Origin of the sequence: Chromatium okenii, from assembly GCF_016583745.1 — a bacterium.
GTDB lineage: Bacteria > Pseudomonadota > Gammaproteobacteria > Chromatiales > Chromatiaceae > Chromatium > Chromatium okenii.
The window spans coordinates 23705-43455 of sequence record NZ_NRRQ01000018.1; the positions used below are offsets into that span (position 1 = coordinate 23705).

15 protein-coding genes and 2 pseudogenes are annotated in these 19751 nt (G+C 54.7%); 11 read left to right on the top strand and 6 right to left on the bottom strand.

The annotated features are described in order from the left end of the window. Positions 1–37 precede the first annotated feature (37 nt). Positions 38–604, bottom strand: a pseudogene (locus CKO12_RS08645) (IMP dehydrogenase); the annotation flags it as partial. Between the two features lie 846 nt (positions 605–1450). After that, positions 1451–2569: pseudogene (guaB, locus tag CKO12_RS08655) on the bottom strand (IMP dehydrogenase); the annotation flags it as partial. Positions 2570–2753: 184 nt separating this feature from the next. On the opposite strand from guaB, the gene CKO12_RS08660 reads away from it, so the two are divergent. The 3 genes from CKO12_RS08660 (at position 2754) to zapD (ending at position 6014) form a co-directional block, all read left to right on the top strand. Beyond that, positions 2754–3383 (top strand): SHOCT domain-containing protein, encoded by a 630-nt coding sequence (locus CKO12_RS08660; RefSeq protein WP_200154342.1) that lies wholly within the window; start codon positions 2754–2756, stop codon positions 3381–3383. 72 nt (positions 3384–3455) lie between these two features. Then, on the top strand, positions 3456–5198 hold the full coding sequence (locus CKO12_RS08665) for an SWIM zinc finger family protein (RefSeq protein WP_200154343.1): 1743 nt from the start codon (positions 3456–3458) through the stop codon (positions 5196–5198). Between the two features lie 48 nt (positions 5199–5246). After that, positions 5247–6014, top strand: coding sequence for a cell division protein ZapD (gene zapD / locus CKO12_RS08670; RefSeq protein ID WP_200154344.1), 768 nt, complete (start codon positions 5247–5249; stop codon positions 6012–6014). Between the two features lie 57 nt (positions 6015–6071). On the opposite strand, the gene CKO12_RS08675 is transcribed toward zapD, so the two are convergent. Further along, entirely contained in the window at positions 6072–8294 is a 2223-nt protein-coding gene (locus CKO12_RS08675) for a patatin-like phospholipase family protein (RefSeq protein WP_200154345.1), read from the bottom strand. A gap of 138 nt (positions 8295–8432) precedes the next feature. Here CKO12_RS08675 and CKO12_RS08680 point away from each other — a divergent pair, with 138 nt between their 5' ends. Both CKO12_RS08680 and CKO12_RS08685 read left to right on the top strand, forming a co-directional pair. Continuing rightward, positions 8433–8618, top strand: coding sequence for a DNA gyrase inhibitor YacG (locus tag CKO12_RS08680; RefSeq protein ID WP_200154346.1), 186 nt, complete (start codon positions 8433–8435; stop codon positions 8616–8618). A 68-nt stretch (positions 8619–8686) separates the two neighbouring features. After that, the gene (locus tag CKO12_RS08685; protein WP_200154347.1) at positions 8687–12061 is read left to right on the top strand and encodes a transglutaminase family protein; all 3375 of its coding nucleotides are present in this window, start codon (positions 8687–8689) and stop codon (positions 12059–12061) included. Between the two features lie 196 nt (positions 12062–12257). Here CKO12_RS08685 and CKO12_RS08690 read toward each other — a convergent pair whose 3' ends face one another. Continuing rightward, entirely contained in the window at positions 12258–12683 is a 426-nt protein-coding gene (locus tag CKO12_RS08690; RefSeq protein WP_200154348.1) for a bacteriohemerythrin, read from the bottom strand. Between the two features lie 155 nt (positions 12684–12838). On the opposite strand from CKO12_RS08690, the gene CKO12_RS08695 reads away from it, so the two are divergent. From CKO12_RS08695 to CKO12_RS08715, 5 genes are all read left to right on the top strand, one after another. Continuing rightward, on the top strand, positions 12839–13114 hold the full coding sequence (locus CKO12_RS08695) for an FAD assembly factor SdhE (RefSeq protein ID WP_200154372.1): 276 nt from the start codon (positions 12839–12841) through the stop codon (positions 13112–13114). Next, positions 13111–13566, top strand: a complete 456-nt coding sequence (locus CKO12_RS08700; RefSeq protein WP_200154349.1) for a protein YgfX — start codon at positions 13111–13113, stop codon at positions 13564–13566. The genes CKO12_RS08695 and CKO12_RS08700 overlap by 4 nt, the downstream gene beginning before the upstream one ends. Positions 13567–13598: 32 nt before the next feature. Continuing rightward, on the top strand, positions 13599–14381 hold the full coding sequence (gene rsmA, locus CKO12_RS08705; RefSeq protein ID WP_200154350.1) for a 16S rRNA (adenine(1518)-N(6)/adenine(1519)-N(6))-dimethyltransferase RsmA: 783 nt from the start codon (positions 13599–13601) through the stop codon (positions 14379–14381). Continuing rightward, a complete protein-coding gene (bioF, locus tag CKO12_RS08710) occupies positions 14381–15571 on the top strand; it encodes an 8-amino-7-oxononanoate synthase (RefSeq protein WP_200154351.1) in 1191 nt (396 codons plus the stop codon). The genes rsmA and bioF overlap by 1 nt, the downstream gene beginning before the upstream one ends. A 169-nt stretch (positions 15572–15740) precedes the next feature. After that, on the top strand, positions 15741–16580 hold the full coding sequence (locus tag CKO12_RS08715; protein ID WP_274599911.1) for a carbon-nitrogen hydrolase family protein: 840 nt from the start codon (positions 15741–15743) through the stop codon (positions 16578–16580). On the opposite strand, the gene CKO12_RS08720 is transcribed toward CKO12_RS08715, so the two are convergent. Continuing rightward, entirely contained in the window at positions 16577–17767 is a 1191-nt protein-coding gene (locus CKO12_RS08720; protein WP_200154352.1) for an MFS transporter, read from the bottom strand. The two genes, CKO12_RS08715 and CKO12_RS08720, sit on opposite strands and share 4 nt — an antisense overlap. A gap of 91 nt (positions 17768–17858) precedes the next feature. Here CKO12_RS08720 and CKO12_RS08725 point away from each other — a divergent pair, with 91 nt between their 5' ends. Further along, entirely contained in the window at positions 17859–18395 is a 537-nt protein-coding gene (locus CKO12_RS08725; protein WP_200154353.1) for a retropepsin-like aspartic protease family protein, read from the top strand. On the opposite strand, the gene CKO12_RS08730 is transcribed toward CKO12_RS08725, so the two are convergent. Then, entirely contained in the window at positions 18382–19686 is a 1305-nt protein-coding gene (locus tag CKO12_RS08730; protein WP_200154354.1) for a DUF3422 family protein, read from the bottom strand. The two genes, CKO12_RS08725 and CKO12_RS08730, sit on opposite strands and share 14 nt — an antisense overlap. Positions 19687–19751 lie beyond the last annotated feature (65 nt).

The window sequence follows — 19751 nt, forward strand, 5'->3', positions numbered from 1 at the left end:
CGGCAGCATATTCTGGACGCGCACCCACAAGTATTCATTAACTATCAATGCGATAATTCGGCGCTTCTTTAGTGATTTGTACATCGTGAACGTGCGATTCGCGCATTCCGGCGCTGCTCACGCGCACGAATTGCGGTTTAGTGCGCATTTCTTCAATCGTCGCGCAGCCGGTATAACCCATACTGGAACCCAAACCACCAACTAATTGATGAATCACATTCACCAAACTGCCTTTATACGGCACCCGTCCTTCAATCCCTTCGGGAACGAGTTTTTCTTTCGCCGTCCCTTCTTGAAAATAGCGATCACTTGATCCTTCATTCGCACCCATTGCACCGAGCGAACCCATTCCGCGATAGGATTTATATGACCGCCCTTGATAAATCTCGACTTCGCCGGGCGCTTCATCAGTACCCGCAAACATGCCGCCAATCATTACACTATGCGCACCAGCGGCAATGACTTTGGCAATATCGCCCGAATAGCGCAATCCACCATCGGCAATTACCGGAATCCCGCTGCCTTCTAATGCTTCGGTGACATTCGCAACGGCAGTAATTTGTGGAACACCGACGCCAGCAACAATGCGCGTGGTGCAAATTGAATTATGCACAATTGCGTTGTCAGCAATGAAACTGTGGGTCGGACAATCGACTTCGATATCATATACCGGCAGCGCAAGATTGAGCGGTTGGCGATCAAGAATTTTTAAGACCTGATAATGATTGGTCGGTTCTTTTTCCGGTAAAACAGTTAGGTCTGCACAGTAATAATCGCGGCAATCTGTACAATCATTCTCATCGTCAATGATTCCTGTTGAGTCCATATTGCAACTGGGCAGGCTGCCTTTAATAATAAGGCACAGCACATTGAAAAGTTCGACCACACTCTGCGAGGTACTGCTAAAACAAATAAAACTGTTACGAGCTGCGTAGCCGGAGTTTTCGATCAAACTATCTAGTAATCCGCGCAGATATTCTGGATTAGCGCATAATAAGTCAGCGGGTAAATGCCTATCCGTCTGATCGCCAAACTGCGCCAGCAAACGCGCCCATTGCAGCGAACTAAAATCAATGGCGATGCTATTGGCGCACAGCGTTTGCTCAGGTTGAATGCCGCTGACTGTTCCAATGCAAGCATTCAATTTGTCTGCAACAGATGCTTGATCAGTCGCAATTGTCCAATGGATTTGTGCAGATTCAGTGTTACCTCCAACGAGGAAAGCACCGAATAAATAACCGAGCGCATAAGAATCGCAAACGCTATTTGCACCGAGATCAATTTTCAGCGCAGCAGGCAATTCAAATTGCACTTGGCGCGGAAATAAACAGGTGGCGCGTTCGACTTCACCAATCGCTTGCCAGCCGATTTTAGTGGTTCCGCTGCGCGTCGGGCGCTCCAGCACGTTGGCGTAACCCTTTGATGTGACGGTCGCGGCGCTGGCAGTGCTTAAATCGCCAACCAAATAACGATGATCCGGCGTCGCCAACGTGCCCAAAAATGAGGCGCTGTGGCGAATCTGCATCACTTCACGAATGCCGGTACACCACGCTTTGACCACCGTCACTGGCTGCCCGTCGCGGTTAATCACGCGCTCGCCGGCGCGAATGTCCTCGATGTTTTTATAAGTCGCGTTCGCCATCAACACCCGCGTACCCGCCGCAAAACAGCCCGGACCAATCCCCACCTTCACCGCATCTGCGCCCGCATCGCGCAGCGCCAGTGCCGCATCCGCTGTGGCGATATTGCCACCGATGACCTGCAAATCGGGATAATGTGCTTTAACCCATTGAATTCGATCCAATACACCCTGCGAATGCCCGTGTGCGGTATCCACCACAATCACATCCACTCCCGCCGCGACCAGCGCCGCCACCCGCTCTTCAGTGCCGCGCCCGACGCTGACTGCCGCACCGCAGCGCAGCCGCTCCTGCATATCCCGCGACGCTTTGGGAAAATCTTTGGCTTTTTGAATATCTTTGACGGTAATCAGCCCGCGCAGCTCAAATTGATCGTTGACCACCAACACCTTTTCAATCCGATGTTGATGCAGCAGTTTGAGCACATCAGCGCGACTCGCGCCCTCGCGCACCGTCACCAGCCGTTCCTGCGGCGTCATAATCGCCGCCACCGGCGCATCCATCCGCGTTTCAAATCGCAAATCGCGCCCAGTCACGATGCCGACCAATTTGCCGTTTTCCGTCACCGGCACACCCGAAATGTTATGGGCATGAGTGAGTTCCAACACCTCGCCCACGCTGATATTCGGCGCGACCGTGATCGGATTGCGGATGATCCCGCTCTCGTATTTTTTCACCGCCAGCACTTCGCGGGCTTGGCGCTCGATGTTCATGTTTTTATGAATAATTCCGATACCGCCCTCCAGCGCCATCGCAATTGCCAGCCGCGCCTCGGTGACGGTATCCATCGCCGCCGACACCAGCGGAATGCGCAGCTCGATCTGGCGCGTCAAGCGGGTGTGAAAACTCACCTCATTGGGCAACACCTGCGAATGCGCGGGCACGAGAAGAACATCATCAAACGTCAGGGCTTCCTGGATCAGGCGCATGGAATCAAGCTCCGCAAATCGTGTGGTCAATGGATAAAATCGCGTCCGGTGCAGAGCGCCCGCACCACTCGCGCTGGCGCTAAATCATAGCCGTTCTTGCAGCGGTTTTGCCGTCACATCCGCTAGAAGTGCGCCGTGCGTGTTAGCCTATTTGTGTTTTTCATTCACCTTAAAGGTTCAGTCGATGCAACAACTTACTTCCGCCGGGCAAAGTCTCGTTGCCGAACTCGCCGCCCGTCACGGGTTTAGCACCGACGCGGTCACGCACATGCTGCTTGCGGTGCGCAATGGCAATGGCACGATGGCGCAATTTGGACATTTTGAATTTGGCGGCAATGGACAATGGATGAGCGGCGGCATGATTATGCTGGGCGACATGTTCAATCAGCACTTAAAAGGGCGCGTTGATGCGCTGTGTTGTGAGATTGCCAATGTACTCGCTCGCCAACCGGGGTTACTTTCCAGCGGCAGTTTTCAATCACAAACCCAAGGCGGCGTTCATAACCAAACGCAAACTGCGGGTGGCGCATTTGGACAATCCAGCTTATTCGTTCCTGATCCCGCAGTGAATTGGTGGCCGCCAGAATTGGGAATACCGAGCGCAACGGGTTCACAAAACAATCTTAAATATGCCTATTTCGCCAATAGTCGGCGCTTGGCAGTAGATACTGGCGGCAATTGCTGGGTCTATGACACATTAGACCATCAGATTGGCGGTTTTTCTCAACAACAAGGTGGCGGCACTTCAATCACCTTTAGCAGTCAATATGGCACCGTTAATTTAGCGACTCTGCCAGTAGTGATGCGGAGCTAACCGCAAGTTTTAGCGCCATTTGCACAACGGTATGATTGAGCGCCCCACAAATTAATTTGGTATTTACATCCCATGCTCACCAACTTAATCACCATTGCAACACTGAAATCCGCTGCCGGAAAAAAAGTCTTTGGGCGCGGTGAATCTTATTGTACAAATGGCGCAATCAAACAACTACAGGTCAAGGATGACCGCATTACCGCGCAAGTCCAAGGAACCGAGCTGTATAACGTCAAGTTATGGGAAGAACGCGGCGAATTGGCGTATGACTGCAACTGCCCACATGCCAATGATGGCTACTTTTGCAAACACTGCGTCGCTGTGGGTTTAACGTGGCTGGCGGGTATTACCGACTTCAATCACACTGATGAACCATTGCCAACAGATTCTTGGCAGAAAATCCGTGATTATCTCGCAATTCAATCACCAGAAACGCTGATCAAAATTCTATTGGATGTTGCCAAGTATGATGAGCGAATTTACCGCTCACTCCTACTGAAAGCAGAGCCGCCAGAGGTGAACGCCAACACGTTAAAGACGCTGCGGAAAGCCATTGAAAAAGCTACCCACACCAACAGCTTTACGGGTCTCAATGGAATTGAAAATATTATCACTGGTCTCGACGAAACCATTGATTCATTAGAAGAATTGTTGACGCCAAACGGCGCAATGACGCTGCTTGAACTCACTGAATATGCTATGGAACGACTTGAAAAAACCAGAGACGATCTTAGCGATTACGATGAAGAAGGCGACATTTTTAGTATTGATGAGCGTTTAGGAAAGCTGCATTTACAAGCCAGTCTGTTGGCACCAATTGAGCCCGGCGTATTGGCTGATCGCCTCTTTCAATTGGAAATAACGCCATCAGAAACTGCGAACAGCTTCGATCCGATTACTTATAGCGAAGCACTGGGTAAAATTGGATTGCAGCGGTATCGGGAATTAGCAGAAATGGAATGGCGCAAATATGCCCATCTTCCAACACGCACTAATTACGACAGCCAATACTTTAAGATTAAACGCATCATGGAAACATTAGCCGAAGCCTTCGGTGACACTGAGGAATTGGTAGCGATCCATGCCACTGATTTATCATCTGCTTATGCTTATCTGAACATCGCTAAGATTTGGGCTGAAGCGCAACAACCGGAAAAAGCGCTCGATTGGGCAGAGCGTGGTCTGCAAGCATTTCCCGAAAAACCGGATAATCGTTTGCGCAATTTTTTAATTGATGCCTATCTCGAACGCGGGCGCAATGATGAAGCCGCGCAACTCGCGTGGGCGCAATTTTTAGAACAGCCTTCATTAACAGATTATCAACGGTTACATACAGTAACGAGCGCCGTTGGTAATTGGTCTGAATACCGCGAGCGCGCGTTGAATTGCCTGAATGACGACATCATGCAGGCTGCAAGTACTGCCAGAGCATGGAAACCAGGTGGCAAAACACCTAATTATTCACGCCGCATTGAAATTGCGCTGTGGGAAAACGATCTTGATGCCGCACATGCTGCGATACAGCAAGGGTTTTGCGAGCAGAGTTTGCTAATGAAAACTGCTGATGCATTCGCATCAACCCGTCCTCAAGATGCGCTTGTCATTTATCAGCAGATCGTGCCTACCTTCGTTGATAAAACAAAACAATCCGCGTATGAAGAAGCGATGATAGTGATTAAACAAATTGCAACTTTGATGCTCGCGTTGAATCAACAGCAACCATTGCTTGAGTATCTCAATGCGTTGCGGGTGCAGTATAAAGCAAAACGTAATTTCATCGCGTTGTTGGATACACTGATGTCCAAAAAACGCTAATTCACCCTTGCTCTTCATTCGTGCCATTTCGTTATTTGAGAACGCATCGTGTCGATTTTAATCACTTTTGAACATCCGCTGAATGAACGCATCCGCACCTTTTTGCGGATTGAACATCTGGATGAACAACTCCGTCATTTTCGTGCGCAAACCGATGTCGCGGCATTGCGCATTGCGACGACAACTCTGCTTGATTTGGTTATGGTGACGGCGCGTTCTGATTTGAAAAACGAAATTATTAAAGAATTAGAACGCATCTCCACCAGCTTACAGCGCATTAGTAAGCAACCGAATGTCAATGCGCACGCTTTGGAACAGGTGATGCAAAACTTGGAAGCCGCTGGCGAGCGGCTGCGGCGTTTTTATAGCCCAATTGGTTTGAATGCGCGTGAAGATGACTTTTTGAAAGCAATTGGACAACGCAGCAGTTTACCCGGTGGCGCGTGTAGCTTTGATTTGCCGCAATATCATTATTGGTTATTGCAAGCTCCCGACGTGCATCAAGCGCGATTTACACATTGGCTGGATGATTTGGAGCCAGCGATTGAGGCGGTGCAATTGATTTTATCGTTAATTCGCAGCAGTGCGGCGATGCGTTCGGAAATAGCAGAAGGTGGTTTTTTTCAAGAAGCATTGAATCCCGAAGCTCCCGCGCAATTATTGCGGGTGCGCGTGGCGGCGACTAAAGAACGCTATCCTGAAATCAGCGGGCATAAAAATCGCTATAGCGTGCGGTTTATGACTGTGAATGCGGAGGGGCGGGTGAGCCAATGCACCGCCAATGTGCCGTTTAATTTAACCTGCTGCGTCTTTTAATTGGGCGCAGTCGGTTGGGTTGTTGCAATCAACCCAACGCATAACGAGCGCAGCAATTTAGGGTTGACCAATTAAAAGATAGAGCGTGTGCGCTCCGCTTTCTGCAAAACCAATGCCTAGATATGCGGGACCAACCCAAGTATCAGAACCTAAAAAAAGACTGCTCCCCAAGCGCGTTGCTGCCGGTGTGAGTTCGGTATTCATTCCCGATTGTAATGTGATCTGGCTGGCAGATAACCAGCCCATTTCTAATGATGCGCCTGCATATAAACCGCGCCCTAATGGTGGCGGCAATGAGGCAATTTGTCGGTAATAACTCAAGGCTGCAAAAGCGACATCGTTACCGCGAAATTGCTCATTGGCATAGCCAGATAATTGTAAAAAACCACCTAATGCGAATTGCTCGTCATAGGGCAATTCACTCCCAAAACCGCTGCCGAGCGTCATCCGCGCTGCCAGCGTGTGCGCACCAATGCTGTGCGCAGCGGTGGCCGTCAGTTTGGCGCGGCGGTAGTCGCGCGTCGAACCGAGCGCCCGCAGCGGCGCGTGAGTGTCCAACGTCAGCCGCTGCCCGGAGCGCGGCGCACCCGCACTGTCTAAAGTGTCGTACACCAGTCGCCCGTGCAGCCCAATGGCGGTGCGGGATTCTTCCGTCAGCACCGCGCTGCCAGTGTCCAAATCCGTCGTGGTCTGCCGCCCAAACACGCCCGCTCGCCACTCGCCAGCCCCCAGCGTGGTGCCGACATCAAGCCCAAGTTGGTGGCGACTCACGTCGTAACGCGCCAGCCGCTGGTCGTTGACGAAGACGCTGGTGGGTTGCAGCACATAATCCACTTCTGCCACCACAAACATCGGGTGATCCAGCGCCAGCGGCTGATAAAAGCTGCTGCTCACTTGTGGCGCATTGCCCAAAGTCAGCAGGTTGCGCCATTCCGCGCCCCAACTATTGACCCATGTTTGATCGTAGGTGCTGCGCAGTCCTAAACGGCTATCTCCTTGATTGTCGCTCAGTAAATCCAAACCAAAGCTGAGATAACCCGGCCCCCAGCGTTTTTCAAGCGCATCAATCACCAGCGTGGAGCCGCGCTCGTCATCTGGAGTAAAGCGGTAGCTGAGACGCTCAAAATCACCGCGTCCATACAGCGCCTGCAAATCCGCCGCGAGACGCGCCCGATCAAACGGCTGGGTGCTGTGGATGGTTTGCAAATCCGCAAAGATGCCGGCATTCACCTGTTCCAGCCCGACAATGCGCACCTTCGTCACTGGCAGCGGGGACGCGGCGGGACGCGCATGTGCCTGTCGCCATGTCGCATACGCAGCGGCGCTGAGGCGATACCGCGCCAACTGCGGCGCAGCGCGGCGAGCGGCGACAATGCCGGTTTGAATGGCTTCTGCCGCCCGCGCAAAATCACCAGCGCCGATGTCGCCGAGATCGGGTTCAATCAACACGTCGCAGCGCGGATCAAGCTGGCGCAGCGAGGTGTCCACGTTTTGCTCAGTCAAAATGGCGATCATCTGCTCGGTAACGCCGAGAATGTTGTTGAGGCGCTGTCGCGGCAGCAGCCCACTCCCAAGCGTGACGACGATCAGCGCATCCACGCCCATCGCCCGCGCCACGTCTACCGGCACGTTGCGCACCAGCCCGCCGTCCACATACAGATGCTGTTCCCATTCCACCGGCGCAAAGATGCCCGGCACTGCCATGCTGGCGCGCATCGCCATCGGCAAGGAGCCACGCGCAAACACCGCCAGCGTGCCGTGCTCTAAATCAGTGGCGACGGCGCGAAATGGAATTGGCAGCGCGTCAAAATCGTGAATCATCTCCACTTCGCGCACCAAATCGTTGAAAAATAGCTGCACCTGCTGTCCCGCCAGCGCCCCTTTGGGCAATTGCAACTGCCAGTCGCGCACGCCTACCGTAAAATTCCAAGTCGGCGTCAACGAGGCTTCTTTACGGCGCATCGGCCAAACGGGGCGCGGCGGATCGTCATCAAACAACACATCCCAATCCACCTGCGTCACCCGCTGCTCCAATTCCGTCGCCGTCATACCAGCGGCATACGCACCACCAACGAGCGATCCCATACTGGTGCCGGCGATGGCGTGAATCGGGATGTGCAATTCTTCCAACACTTTTAATACGCCGATATGCGCGGCACCCTTGGCACCGCCGCCAGCAAGCACCAAACCGATACGCGGTGCGGGCGCAGCGGCTGGCGCTGCTGGCGCAAGTGGCACTACTACACTCAATACGATGAGCAATAGAAAGCGATGATTCATTCCAAACAATGTCCAAATTGAATTAAAAAATATAGCGCCGTGACTGCGCAATTCATCACAACAACGCTGCGTTGCAAATGCAATTTCAGCACAAAATACTCTGCCGTTTTTATTGCCGGTTAATTGAGGTTGCACCGAATGACTGAACTTGTAGTGCATTGTCCCCACTGTGGCGCTGAGGTGATTTGGAATGAAGCGGCGCGGTGGCGTCCGTTTTGTAGCCACCGCTGCCGCTTGATTGATCTCGGCGCGTGGTTTGATGAATCGCACCGGATTCCAGACCTTGCGCCCGCCCCGCTGCCAGAGCCAGAAGTGCCGCAGTGAGCCTGTTTTGCCACACGGCATGATTTCTGCTTAATTCTGCCGCACTCACGTTAAGGAATTCACCCCAGATGTCGATTTTGGTTGCGCTCAATCATAAAACTGAATACCGCTTTGATCGGGCGGTAACTCTGTCGCCGCATGTTGTGCGCCTGCGTCCCGCGCCGCATTGCCGCACCACCATTCGTTCTTATGCGTTAAACATTGAACCCGCAGAACATTTCATCAATTGGCAGCAAGACGCCTTTGGCAATTATTTAGCGCGGATCGTGTTTCCAGAAAAAACGCGCAAGTTATCCATTGAGGTTGATGTCATCGCTGAGATGATTACGATTAACCCCTTTGATTTCTTTCTCGAAGAATACGCCTTTTATTATCCATTCCAATATGAACCGGAATTGCGCCAAGAACTCGCGCCTTATTTGGAATGCACTGAAAGTGGCCCGTTATTAAAAAAATGGCTGGCCGGAGTGAATCTTACCCGCCGCGAGACGGTGTATTTTCTGGTTGATTTGAATCAGCGGCTGCAAGCTGACATCGGTTATGTGATTCGGCTGGAGCCGGGCGTGCAAACTTGCGAGCAGACGCTCGGCAGCGGTAAAGGCTCGTGCCGCGATACCGGCTGGCTGTTGGTGCAGATTCTGCGCCATCTGGGGCTGGCAGCGCGGTTTGTCTCTGGCTATCTGGTGCAGTTGACCGCTGACGTGAAGGCGCTGGATGGCCCGTCGGGCCCGGAAAAAGATTTCACCGATTTACATGCGTGGGCGGAGGTGTATGTGCCCGGCGCTGGCTGGATTGGGCTTGATCCAACTTCGGGGCTGTTTGCCAGCGAGGGGCATATTCCGCTGGCGTGTTCACCCGCGCCGCGCAGTGCCGCACCGATCAGCGGCGCAACCGATGAGTGCGAGGTGGAGTTTTATTTTCACAATGATATCAGCCGCATCCATGAAGACCCGCGTGTCACCAAGCCGTACACGCCGGAGCAGTGGGCGGCGATTGAGGCGCTGGGGCATCAGGTCGATGCCGAACTGAACGCCAACGATGTGCGCTTGACGATGGGCGGTGAGCCGACGTTTGTGTCGGTTGATGACATGGAAGGCGCGGAATGGAACATCGACGCGCTCGGCCCGACAAAAAAACCGCTGGCGGAGGAGTTGCTGCGGCGCTTGCAACAGCAGTTTGCGCCGGGCGGAGTGCTCCATCTCGGTCAGGGCAAATGGTATCCGGGCGAGCAGTTGCCGCGCTGGGCGCTGTCTTGTTATTGGCGCAAAGATGGTACGCCGGTGTGGCGCGATCCGGCGCTGTTGGGGCAAGAAAATCAAGATTATCAACACACTGCGGCAGACGCCAAGCGGTTTATCCGCACCCTCGCGGCGCATCTCGGCGTTGATCCAGACCACGCTGCGCCCGCGCATGAGGACGTTTGGTATTACCTGTGGCGCGAGGCACGGCTGCCGGTCAACGTCGATCCGCTGGATAACAAACTGAATGATCCCAACGAGCGCCAGCGCATTGCGCGGTTATTTAACAAGGGCTTAAACCAGATTGCGGGTTTTGTGCTGCCGCTGCGGTGGTGGGGCGTGGGCGCTGCCGGCAGTTGGAAAAGTGGACGCTGGGCGCTGCGCGACGGCACGTTATTTCTGATTCCGGGCGATTCACCGCTGGGATTCCGGCTGCCGCTGGATGCGCTGCCGCATGTACCAGAAAGTGAACTAGATCAAGTGCCTGAGCGCAATCCGTTGGAACCGGTCGCGCCGCTGCGCTCGCCGTTTGACGCGCTGGCGCGGCGTTACAGCCAGCATCGCGTGTCCATCCCGCCGCAAACCATGTGCGAGCAAAAGTTACAAGCGGTGCGTCATGCAGCGCGTTCTGGCCCCATCTCGCCTGATCTGCGGGCGCAGCTCGCGTTGCCAGACACGCTGCCGCCGGAGCTGATTCGTACCGCGCTGTGCGTGGAACCGCGAGAGGGGCGGCTGTACTGCTTTTTGCCGCCGCTGACGCATTTGGAGCACTGGCTGGATTTGGTGCTGTGCATCGAAGAGACGGCGGCAACGTTGCAACTGCCGATCATCATTGAAGGCTATGAACCGCCGCGTGATCCGCGTCTGCAAAAATTGGCGGTGACGCCCGATCCCGGCGTGATTGAGGTCAACATTCATCCGGCAGACAGTTGGGATGCGCTGGTGCGCGACACGCGGATTTTGTACGACGAAGCGCGACTGACGCGGCTGGGCACCGAGAAATTCATGCTGGACGGACGCCACACCGGCACGGGCGGTGGCAATCACGTCACGCTCGGCGGCGCGACGCCAGCAGACAGTCCGCTGCTGCGCCGACCTGATTTGGTGCAGAGTTTGATTGCGTATTGGCAACATCATCCGAGTTTATCGTATTTGTTTTCGGGTTTATTTATTGGCCCGACCAGTCAAGCGCCGCGTGTCGATGAAGCCCGCGATGATCGTTTATATGAATTGGACATTGCATTTCAACAGATGCCAACGGGCGCAATTCCGCAACCTTGGTTAGTGGATCGCATTCTGCGCAATCTCTTAACGGATGTCACCGGCAATACCCATCGCACTGAGTTTTGTATTGATAAACTCTATTCACCAGACAGCGCGGCTGGACGCCAAGGTTTGGTCGAATTTCGCGGGTTTGAAATGCCGCCGCATTATCAAATGAGTTTGGCACAAATGCTATTATTGCGCACATTGGTTGCGCGGTTTTGGCAAGAACCCTATACGCGCAAACCGATTCGCTGGGGCACTGAATTACACGACCGTTTTTTATTGCCGCATTTTGCGCGGTTGGATTTTGAAGACGTGATTTGCGATGTGCGTCGCGCTGGTTATCCGCTTGAAACGGCATGGTTTGAACCGTTTTTTGAATTCCGTTTCCCGCACTGCGGCGATCTCGTCACTGCCGAAGGCATTCATTTGGAATTGCGCACTGCAATTGAACCTTGGCACGTTTTGGGCGAAGAAGTCACTGCGCAGGGCACGTCGCGCTTTGTGGACAGTTCGGTCGAACGAATGCAGGTCAAAATCAACGGCTTAGTTGGTGAGCGGCATGTCTTGGTGTGCAACGGACGGCGGGTGCCGCTGCGCCCAACGGGTCGCAAAGCGGAGTTTGTCGCGGGGATTCGGTTTAAAGCGTGGAGTCCGCCATCGGGGTTGCATCCGACGATTCCGGCGCATAACCCGTTGATTTTTGAGATTGTTGATCTGTGGAATCAGCGCAGTCTCGGCGGCTGCACCTATCATGTCGTGCATCCCGGCGGGCGCAGCGAGTCGCGGTTTCCGGTGAATAGTTATGAGGCGGAAAGTCGGCGGATTGCGCGGTTTCGAGTGATGGGACACACGGCAGGAGTGATTGATCCGCCGCCAGAATTGCCAGCGGGTGAGCAGCCGTATACATTGGATTTGCGTTATCAGCCGCGCTGTTGAATTCAAGCAAGCCCCCTTTTTCAAAGGGGGGCTTTGTTAGCGGTTCTTTCATGTCTATTCCACTCAAACAAGCAAAAAAGCCCCCCTTTGAAAAAGGGGGGTTGGGGGGATTTGAGATAAGGCGGTTAATTGTTAAATAACCAACTGCCGATTGACTAATCCCCCCAACCCCCCTTTTTCAAAGGGGGGCTTTTATTCAAATTGCCCTTAAATCAGTGACGCCTTTGGCTTTTACATGCAATGAATACAGCATATCTTCATCCGCGATGTGGTCAATGAGCCAATCTTGCGTAATATCCAAAGCGCGATCTGCTAATGCTTGGCTGGGGCCAAACATCATTAAATCATTTTCTAACTCATCCAGTCGCCGAAAAAATCCAGCATGGAGCATTAAATGCTCTTTCAAACCGGGATATTCATGTTTGCGCATGAACGCTTCCTCAGTCTGGAAATGTTCTTCCGCATAATTGCGCATAAATGCCATTGCGTCTTCTACGGCATTTTTCCCTTCGCGCTCCAAAATATCGTCATATAAACGATGCGCTGCTGCAAAAAAACCTTGATGCTGATGATCAATGTCATCAATACCAACGTTGTATACCGCTGACCAAGTACGTAGCATGATAAAAGACCTATTTTAGGGGGATGGCAGAAATCGCTATCGGGTAGCGCAGTGTAAACTGCAATTGATAGCGGGGCGGACTTTTAAGTGAGTTGTCAGTTGTCGGTAGTTGAATGTCACACTCTCTATTTTTTAATAACGCACTGGCTGGTTATATGAATACTGTTTCTGAACAAGACGCTGAATTGACTGCTATTTGTCGCTTGCGGTGGCAATGTCGGCGCGGCATGTTGGAGCTTGATTATTTATTACGCGGATTTCTCGAACAGGGTTATGCCGAATTGAATCCGACGCAGCGCCAGACGTTTGTGCAGTTGTTGGCTGCGTCCGATGTGCAATTGAGCGATTGGTTGCTGGCGCGAGCCGTGCCACCAGAGCCGCAGGTGCGCGAAGTGGTGGCGCAAATTATCGCCGCAGCGCAGCGCCAATGACTATTTATGCTGTGCCGCCGCTGTTAATTCAACCGCGCCGCTCGTGGCGCTTGGCGGGTTGGATTGCGACGACGCACGCGCTGGCGCTGGGCGTGATCGCCACGTTTCCGCTTGATTTAACAACGATTTTACTCGCAACCGCCGTCGTGATTTGCGCCGTCCACGCACTGCGCCAGCATGTTCTGCGCTGCACGGCGCGTTCCATTCACTCCGCGCTGTGGCGGTCAGATCAGCGGTGGCAACTGACTTGGCAATCTGGCGCGACCAGCGTGGCGCAACTGACGCCAGCGACCTTTATCAGTCAACCGCTGATCGTGCTCAATTTTCAACTCGGCTGGCGGCGCGTCGCGCTGCCGCTCTTCGGCGATGCGCTTGATCCCGACACTCAGCGCCACCTGCGCCAGCGCCTCAGACAAGTGGTTGACAGCACCGCGATTTCCGCTGACAACTGACAACTGACAACTGACAACCGATACCCACTTCGATGCCCCACCACCCCCGCAAGCGTTTTGGTCAAAATTTCCTGCACGATCAAGCCGTTATCGCCAAAATTCATCACGCCATCGCCGCCCAGCCGGGTGAACGCCTGCTCGAAATCGGCCCCGGCACCGGTGCCATCACCGCCGGATTATTAGCGGCAGCGGGGGCGCTGGACGTGGTGGAGCTTGACCGCGATCTGCTGGAACCGCTGCGGCAGCGGTTTCCCGACCCGGCGTTGCGCATTCACAACTGCGATGCGCTCAAATTTGATCTGCACACGTTGGTCAGTGCCGGAGAACGGCTGCGCGTCGTCGGCAATCTGCCTTACAACATTTCTACGCCGCTGCTGTTTCACTTTTTGGACTCCGCCGACTGCATCAGCGATCTGCATTTAATGCTGCAAAAAGAAGTGGTTGATCGGATCGTCGCCGCGCCCGGTGACAAAATTTATGGACGGCTGTCAGTGATGGTGCAAAGCCGCTGTCAGGCGAGCTGTTTATTGCGGATCGGCGCTGGCGCGTTCACCCCCGCCCCCAAAGTCGAATCGGCATTTTTGCGACTGCGCCCGCTCAACCCGCTGCCGTATCCAATTGATGATCCCGCGCTCCACGCTCGCCTCGTCGCCGCCGCCTTTGGGCAACGCCGCAAAACGCTGCGCAACAGCCTGTCCAAAGTCGTCAGCGCCGAATTATTTACCGCCACCGGCATTGATCCCAGTTTACGCGCCGAGAATTTGAGCGTCGCCAACTACGCCCAGCTTGCCAACGCCGTCAGCGCCGCCCGCTAATGTCCACGCTGTCCGCCCTCACCACCCAACTCGCCGCCCTTGAAACGGCGCATCTGTACCGCCGCCGCCGGGTGCAGGACGCGCCAGCACAACCGCACGGCAACAGTGACGGACGCGCCGTGCTCAACTTTTGCAGCAACGACTATCTCGGACTTGCCAATCATCCCGACCTCATCGCCGCATTACAGCTCGGCGCAGCGCGGTGGGGCGTCGGCAGCGGAGCCGCGCATCTGGTCAGCGGTCACACCAGCGCCCATCACGCGCTAGAAACGGAGCTGGCAGCCTTCACCGGCTACGAGCGGGCGCTATTATTTTCAACCGGTTACATGGCCAATCTCGGCATCCTCACTGCGCTGACGCAGCGCGGCGACCGCATCGCTGCCGACCGTCTCAATCACGCCTCCTTGTTGGATGGGGCGCAGCTCGCGCAGGCAACCTTGCGCCGTTATCCCCACGCCGACCTCACCATCCTGCGCCAGCGCCTGCTGACCGAACCGCCGCCGCGCCTGATCGCCACCGATGGCGTATTCAGCATGGACGGCGATCTCGCGCCTCTGCCTGCGCTCATGGAGCTGGCGCAGGACGCGGGCGCGTGGGTGGTGATTGATGATGCGCACGCGCTGGGCGTGGTGGGAACCGGCGGGCGCGGCTCGCTGGCACAGTTTGGAATGCGCCCAGCAGCAACGACGATCTTGATGGGCACCTTGGGCAAGGCGTTTGGCACCTTTGGCGCATTCGTCGCCGGTGCTGATGCAGTGATTGAGACGCTGATTCAACGCGCCCGCAGTTACATTTACACCACCGCCATGCCGCCGGCGCTGGCAGAAGCCACCCGCGTGAGCTTGCGCTTGGCAATGCAAGAAGACTGGCGACGGGAACAGTTACGCGCCCTGATTGCGCAATTTCGACACGGCGCGACGCAGTTGGGATTGCCGCTGGCCGATTCGGTGACGCCGATTCAGCCGTTGCTGGTGGGCAGCAGTGAGCTGGCGCTGGCGTGGAGTCAAGCCCTTGAACAAGCGGGGATTTTTGTCAGCGCCATTCGCCCACCAACGGTGCCGGTCGGCACTGCTCGCCTGCGCATCACGCTGTCGGCGGCGCACAGCCCCGCTGATGTGAATCGCTTGCTGGAGGTGTTGGGCGCACAATTTGCGCAGCGCCACCGTGAGGGTGCTGCGCCTGAGAAGTGAAATAATGCGATTTCAGAGGATGAATGTGCGTTATGAAATACACAATTTTTTAATAAGCAGTTTGAGACGCGCAATAGCGCACTGAATTCCAAAAATGGTGCTGAAACAATCACACGTTGCCAGCGCCACCTTTACTATCAAACGCCAGCGCGGTGATTTGATATCAGCAATGGATAACATCACGATGAAACAAAAAATTGGCGCAATTCAAATGGCAACCGGCCCCAATATCAACGCCAATCTCGGCGAGGCCGAGCGGCTGATTAAAGAGGCGGTTGAGAATGGGGCGAAATTGGTGGTCTTGCCGGAAAATTTCGCCTTTATGGGGCAAAAAGATCAGGATCAACTCGCGCTGCGTGAGAGCGATGGCAACGGCCCGTTGCAGGCATTTTTAGCGCGGGTTGCCAAACAACAGCGCATCTGGCTGGTGGGCGGCACCATTCCGATGGTGGCCAACGATCCGCAAAAAGCCCGCGCTGCGTGTTTGGTTTACAACGATCAGGGCGAGCGCGTCGCCCGTTATGACAAGGTGCATTTGTTTGATGTGACGCTGCCGGGCGCAGACGAGCGGTATCACGAATCGGCAACCATCGAAAATGGCACGCAAACGCTGGTGCTTGATAGCCCGTTTGGGCGGCTGGGCGTCGTCGTTTGTTATGACCTGCGCTTCCCCGAATTATTTCGCACCTTGCTGGATCAGGGCGTCGAAGTGGTGGCGATTCCGGCCGCGTTCACTGCGATCACCGGCAAGGCGCATTGGGAAACCTTGGTGCGGGCGCGAGCGATTGAAAATCTCGCGTATGTGGTCGCGGCCGCGCAGGGCGGATTTCATCTCAACGGGCGCGAAACGCACGGTCACAGCATGATTGTTGATCCGTGGGGCACGGTGCTCGCGCAGGTGCCACGCGGTCGCGGTTTTATTTGCAGCGCCATTGATCGTGAATATCAGGAATCCATTCGCCGCAATTTCCCCACCATTCACCATCGCCGCTTAAATTGTCATTTTTAAGCGCGTGATGTGCGGCGCAAATCTGGCAACCACACGGCAATAATCCCAAGTAAAGGCAGGAATGAACACAGGTGATACACCGTTTCAATACCCCAATGATCGGCGACCTGCCCTAAAATCGCTGCGCCAATTCCCGCCAAGCCGAATGCAAAGCCAAAAAATAGACCTGAGATCATGCCCACACGCCCCGGAATTAACTCTTGGGCATATACGACAATAGCGGGAAATGCAGACGCCAATAGAAAGCCAATGATGATGGTTAAAGCTGCCGACATTTCTAAACTCACATACGGCAATGCTAAAGTGAAAGGCGCAACTCCTAAAATGGACGCCCAAATCACTTGTCGGCGACCAATGCGGTCGCCAATGGGGCCACCTAACAGCGTACCGGCAGCGACTGCAAAGAAGAAATAAAATAGATGATATTGGGCAGTTTGGGTGGTGATGCCGTAATGCGTCATCAAATAAAACAGTAAATAACTGCTGATGCTGGCGAAATAGAAAAACTTGGAAAACATCAGCCCCAATAACACCAAGACCGTTTGCACAATTTGGCGCTGCGGCAGCGGCGCAGCAGCGGTGGCTGCCGCTGGGTGCGGACGTTGCTGCTGCTGGCGATACCAGCGCCCAACGCCAGTTAAAACCACCATCGCCAGTAAAGCGATCAATGAAAACAAGGCGATACTGCGTTGACCGTGCGGCAAAACGATGGCGGCAGCGAGGAGCGGCCCCAGTGCTGCGCCGGTGTTGCCGCCGACTTGAAAGATTGACTGCGCCAGCCCGTGTTGTCCGCCTGATGCCATGCGTGCGACCCGTGAGGCTTCAGGATGAAAGACCGCTGAACCGGTGCCAACCATTGCTGCTGCAACTAATAACATGGGAAAGCTACTGGCAAATGACAGAGTAATTAACCCTAAAAAGGTGCAGCCCATGCCGGCAGCGAGTGAAAACGGTAAAGGATGCCGGTCGGTGTATAAACCCACTAAAGGCTGCAACAGTGAGGCGGTGAATTGAAACGCCAAAGTGATTAAACCGATTTGCGCAAAATTGAGCTGAAATGCGGTTTTGAACAGCGGATAAATTGCAATCATTAACGATTGCATGGTGTCATTTAATAAGTGGGCAAAACTAATGGCACCGAGAATGCCAAAAGCAGTGGTTTTGGTGGTGGTCGCAGAGACGGGCATGTTCAATTCATTCACGGGCAAGTTGTGGAAATGATGGGCGCTTGTCGGCAGATAATAGCGTCAAATTGGTCAATCACGGAGCAAGGGTGCGATGAACAAATTAACCGCTGGTTTCAAACGCTCCGCGTGGCTGAGTCAATTCAGTGGCGGGGTGGTATTTGTCTTGGTCAGTCTGTTGCCTATTCTGTTGGTGCGCTTTTTTAATCCCAGTGATAATCCCAATCCGCAGCCGGTGGCGACAGTGAGTGCGGCGGGAACGTTGCAGGTGATATTAAAACCGAATCAGGTCGATCAATTCGTCACCGGCGGCACCATCAATGGCGAGCCGGTGGAGTTTTTAATTGATACCGGTTCGGTGGATGTGGCGTTATCGCACGCGCTGGCGCAGCGGCTGCGGCTGGTGCTGTTGCCCGGCGGGGTCAGTATGACGGGCAATGGCAACGTGGAACATTGGACGGCGTGGCTGGAGCACGTGAACGTCGGCGGTTTTGTTGCCGCGCAGGTCAAGGCAACGGTGTTGCCCAATTTGCCCGGCGAGCGGGTGTTATTGGGCATGTCGTATCTCAAGCATTTGGAGCTGACGCTGGCCGCTGGCGAGTTGACGCTGCGCCCGGCTAGTCGTCGTTAAGGTCATCATTGAGCAAGCGTTCTTTCATGCGCCGAATGCTAAACCATGCCAAGCCGACGATCACCGGTGCCATTAAGCCGGTGGCGTAGGTGGCATGAATCGGGACGCCGTGCGCTTCTAAACCTTTGAGTAAATAGCCAATTAAGCCGACGCCGTAATAGCCGATGGCGATGACGGATAAGCCTTCCACCGTTTCTTGCAAGCGCAGTTGCAATTGCGCCCGCCGATTCATTGATTCCAATAAGCCGCGATTTTGCTCTTGCAGCCGCACTTCCACCCGCGCTCGCAGCAAGCTGGTGAGTCGCGCTGCGCGTTCGGCGAGACCTTGCTGGCGCTTGGCCGTTGAGCTGCAAGTGGCAATCGCTGGCGCGAGGCGGGCATCAAGAAATTCGCTGAACGTTTGCAGACCTTCGATGCGCTTTTGCCGCAATTGGTCGAGGCGTTGCACGACGACGCTGTAATACGCCCGCGAGCCTTCAAAGCGGGAACTGGTTCGCGCTGCGACCGCTTCGATCTCGGCTGCCAGCGTGGTCAATTCCGCCAACAATTCCGCATCAGGAACGCCGTGCCCCAGCGCCTCGTCAGTCATCCGCGCTGCGACGCCGACCAGTCGCCGATCTGCCTGCGCCAGCGTGAGATTGGCTTCTCGCGCTTCCGGCAAGCCCAGAAGCGCCATCGCACGATAGGCGTTGATTTCCAAAAAGCGTTTCACCAGCCGCCCGGCTTGATTGGGCGACAAGCCTTGATCGCGCAATAACATCCGCGAGACGCCGTCGGGATGAATCCGCAAATCTGACCACGCCCGCGCTGCGCCACCGACGACTTCGGAGCCGATCAGGGTGTTCTCGGCGAATAACGCGCTCAATTCTTCCGCGCTGCGTTCGGGCTGCGTCGCGGCATCCAGCGCCAGCGCCACCACCGTCACCGCTTCGCCCGGCAGCTCGCGCAACCAATCGGGCGGCAGCTCGGCGAGCACGGGCGGATCAAATGGATGGTCATACGCGCCGACTTTGCTGAAGGTGTAGGTCACAAATTCGGTGTGGCGTTCCCAGCGCATTTGAATATCGCCGAGCCGTGCAAAATAATGTTGATCGAGCGTTGCTGGCTGCGGCAAGCCGTAATGCGCCAGCAATTTATTGAGATGGGTTTGATTGCGCCCGCTGCCTTTTTCGCCGCACAGCATCGCCACATGCGACACCCGCGCTGGCGCAGTCAGCGGTTCATAGGTGCGGGCGTGTAATTCGGCCACGCCCTGATGGCGCAAAGGATGTTCTTTGAACGGTAATATCATGGCACACTCGCTTTTTAATAAGTTGTCAGTTGTCGGTTTGCAGTTGTCAGTAAAGCGCATTAAAA

Bases quoted from the DNA above. Each gene is read 5' to 3' on its own strand.
- CKO12_RS08660 (WP_200154342.1), top strand. From the start codon at position 2,754: ATGCAACAACTTACTTCCGCCGGGCAAAGTCTCGTTGCCGAACTCGCC.
- CKO12_RS08665 (WP_200154343.1), top strand. From the start codon at position 3,456: ATGCTCACCAACTTAATCACCATTGCAACACTGAAATCCGCTGCCGGA.
- CKO12_RS08675 (WP_200154345.1), bottom strand. From the start codon at position 8,294: ATGAATCATCGCTTTCTATTGCTCATCGTATTGAGTGTAGTAGTGCCA.
- CKO12_RS08680 (WP_200154346.1), top strand. From the start codon at position 8,433: ATGACTGAACTTGTAGTGCATTGTCCCCACTGTGGCGCTGAGGTGATT.
- CKO12_RS08685 (WP_200154347.1), top strand. From the start codon at position 8,687: ATGTCGATTTTGGTTGCGCTCAATCATAAAACTGAATACCGCTTTGAT.
- CKO12_RS08690 (WP_200154348.1), bottom strand. From the start codon at position 12,683: ATGCTACGTACTTGGTCAGCGGTATACAACGTTGGTATTGATGACATT.
- CKO12_RS08695 (WP_200154372.1), top strand. From the start codon at position 12,839: ATGAATACTGTTTCTGAACAAGACGCTGAATTGACTGCTATTTGTCGC.
- CKO12_RS08700 (WP_200154349.1), top strand. From the start codon at position 13,111: ATGACTATTTATGCTGTGCCGCCGCTGTTAATTCAACCGCGCCGCTCG.
- rsmA (WP_200154350.1), top strand. From the start codon at position 13,599: ATGCCCCACCACCCCCGCAAGCGTTTTGGTCAAAATTTCCTGCACGAT.
- bioF (WP_200154351.1), top strand. From the start codon at position 14,381: ATGTCCACGCTGTCCGCCCTCACCACCCAACTCGCCGCCCTTGAAACG.
- CKO12_RS08715 (WP_274599911.1), top strand. From the start codon at position 15,741: ATGGATAACATCACGATGAAACAAAAAATTGGCGCAATTCAAATGGCA.
- CKO12_RS08720 (WP_200154352.1), bottom strand. From the start codon at position 17,767: ATGCCCGTCTCTGCGACCACCACCAAAACCACTGCTTTTGGCATTCTC.
- CKO12_RS08725 (WP_200154353.1), top strand. From the start codon at position 17,859: ATGAACAAATTAACCGCTGGTTTCAAACGCTCCGCGTGGCTGAGTCAA.
- CKO12_RS08730 (WP_200154354.1), bottom strand. From the start codon at position 19,686: ATGATATTACCGTTCAAAGAACATCCTTTGCGCCATCAGGGCGTGGCC.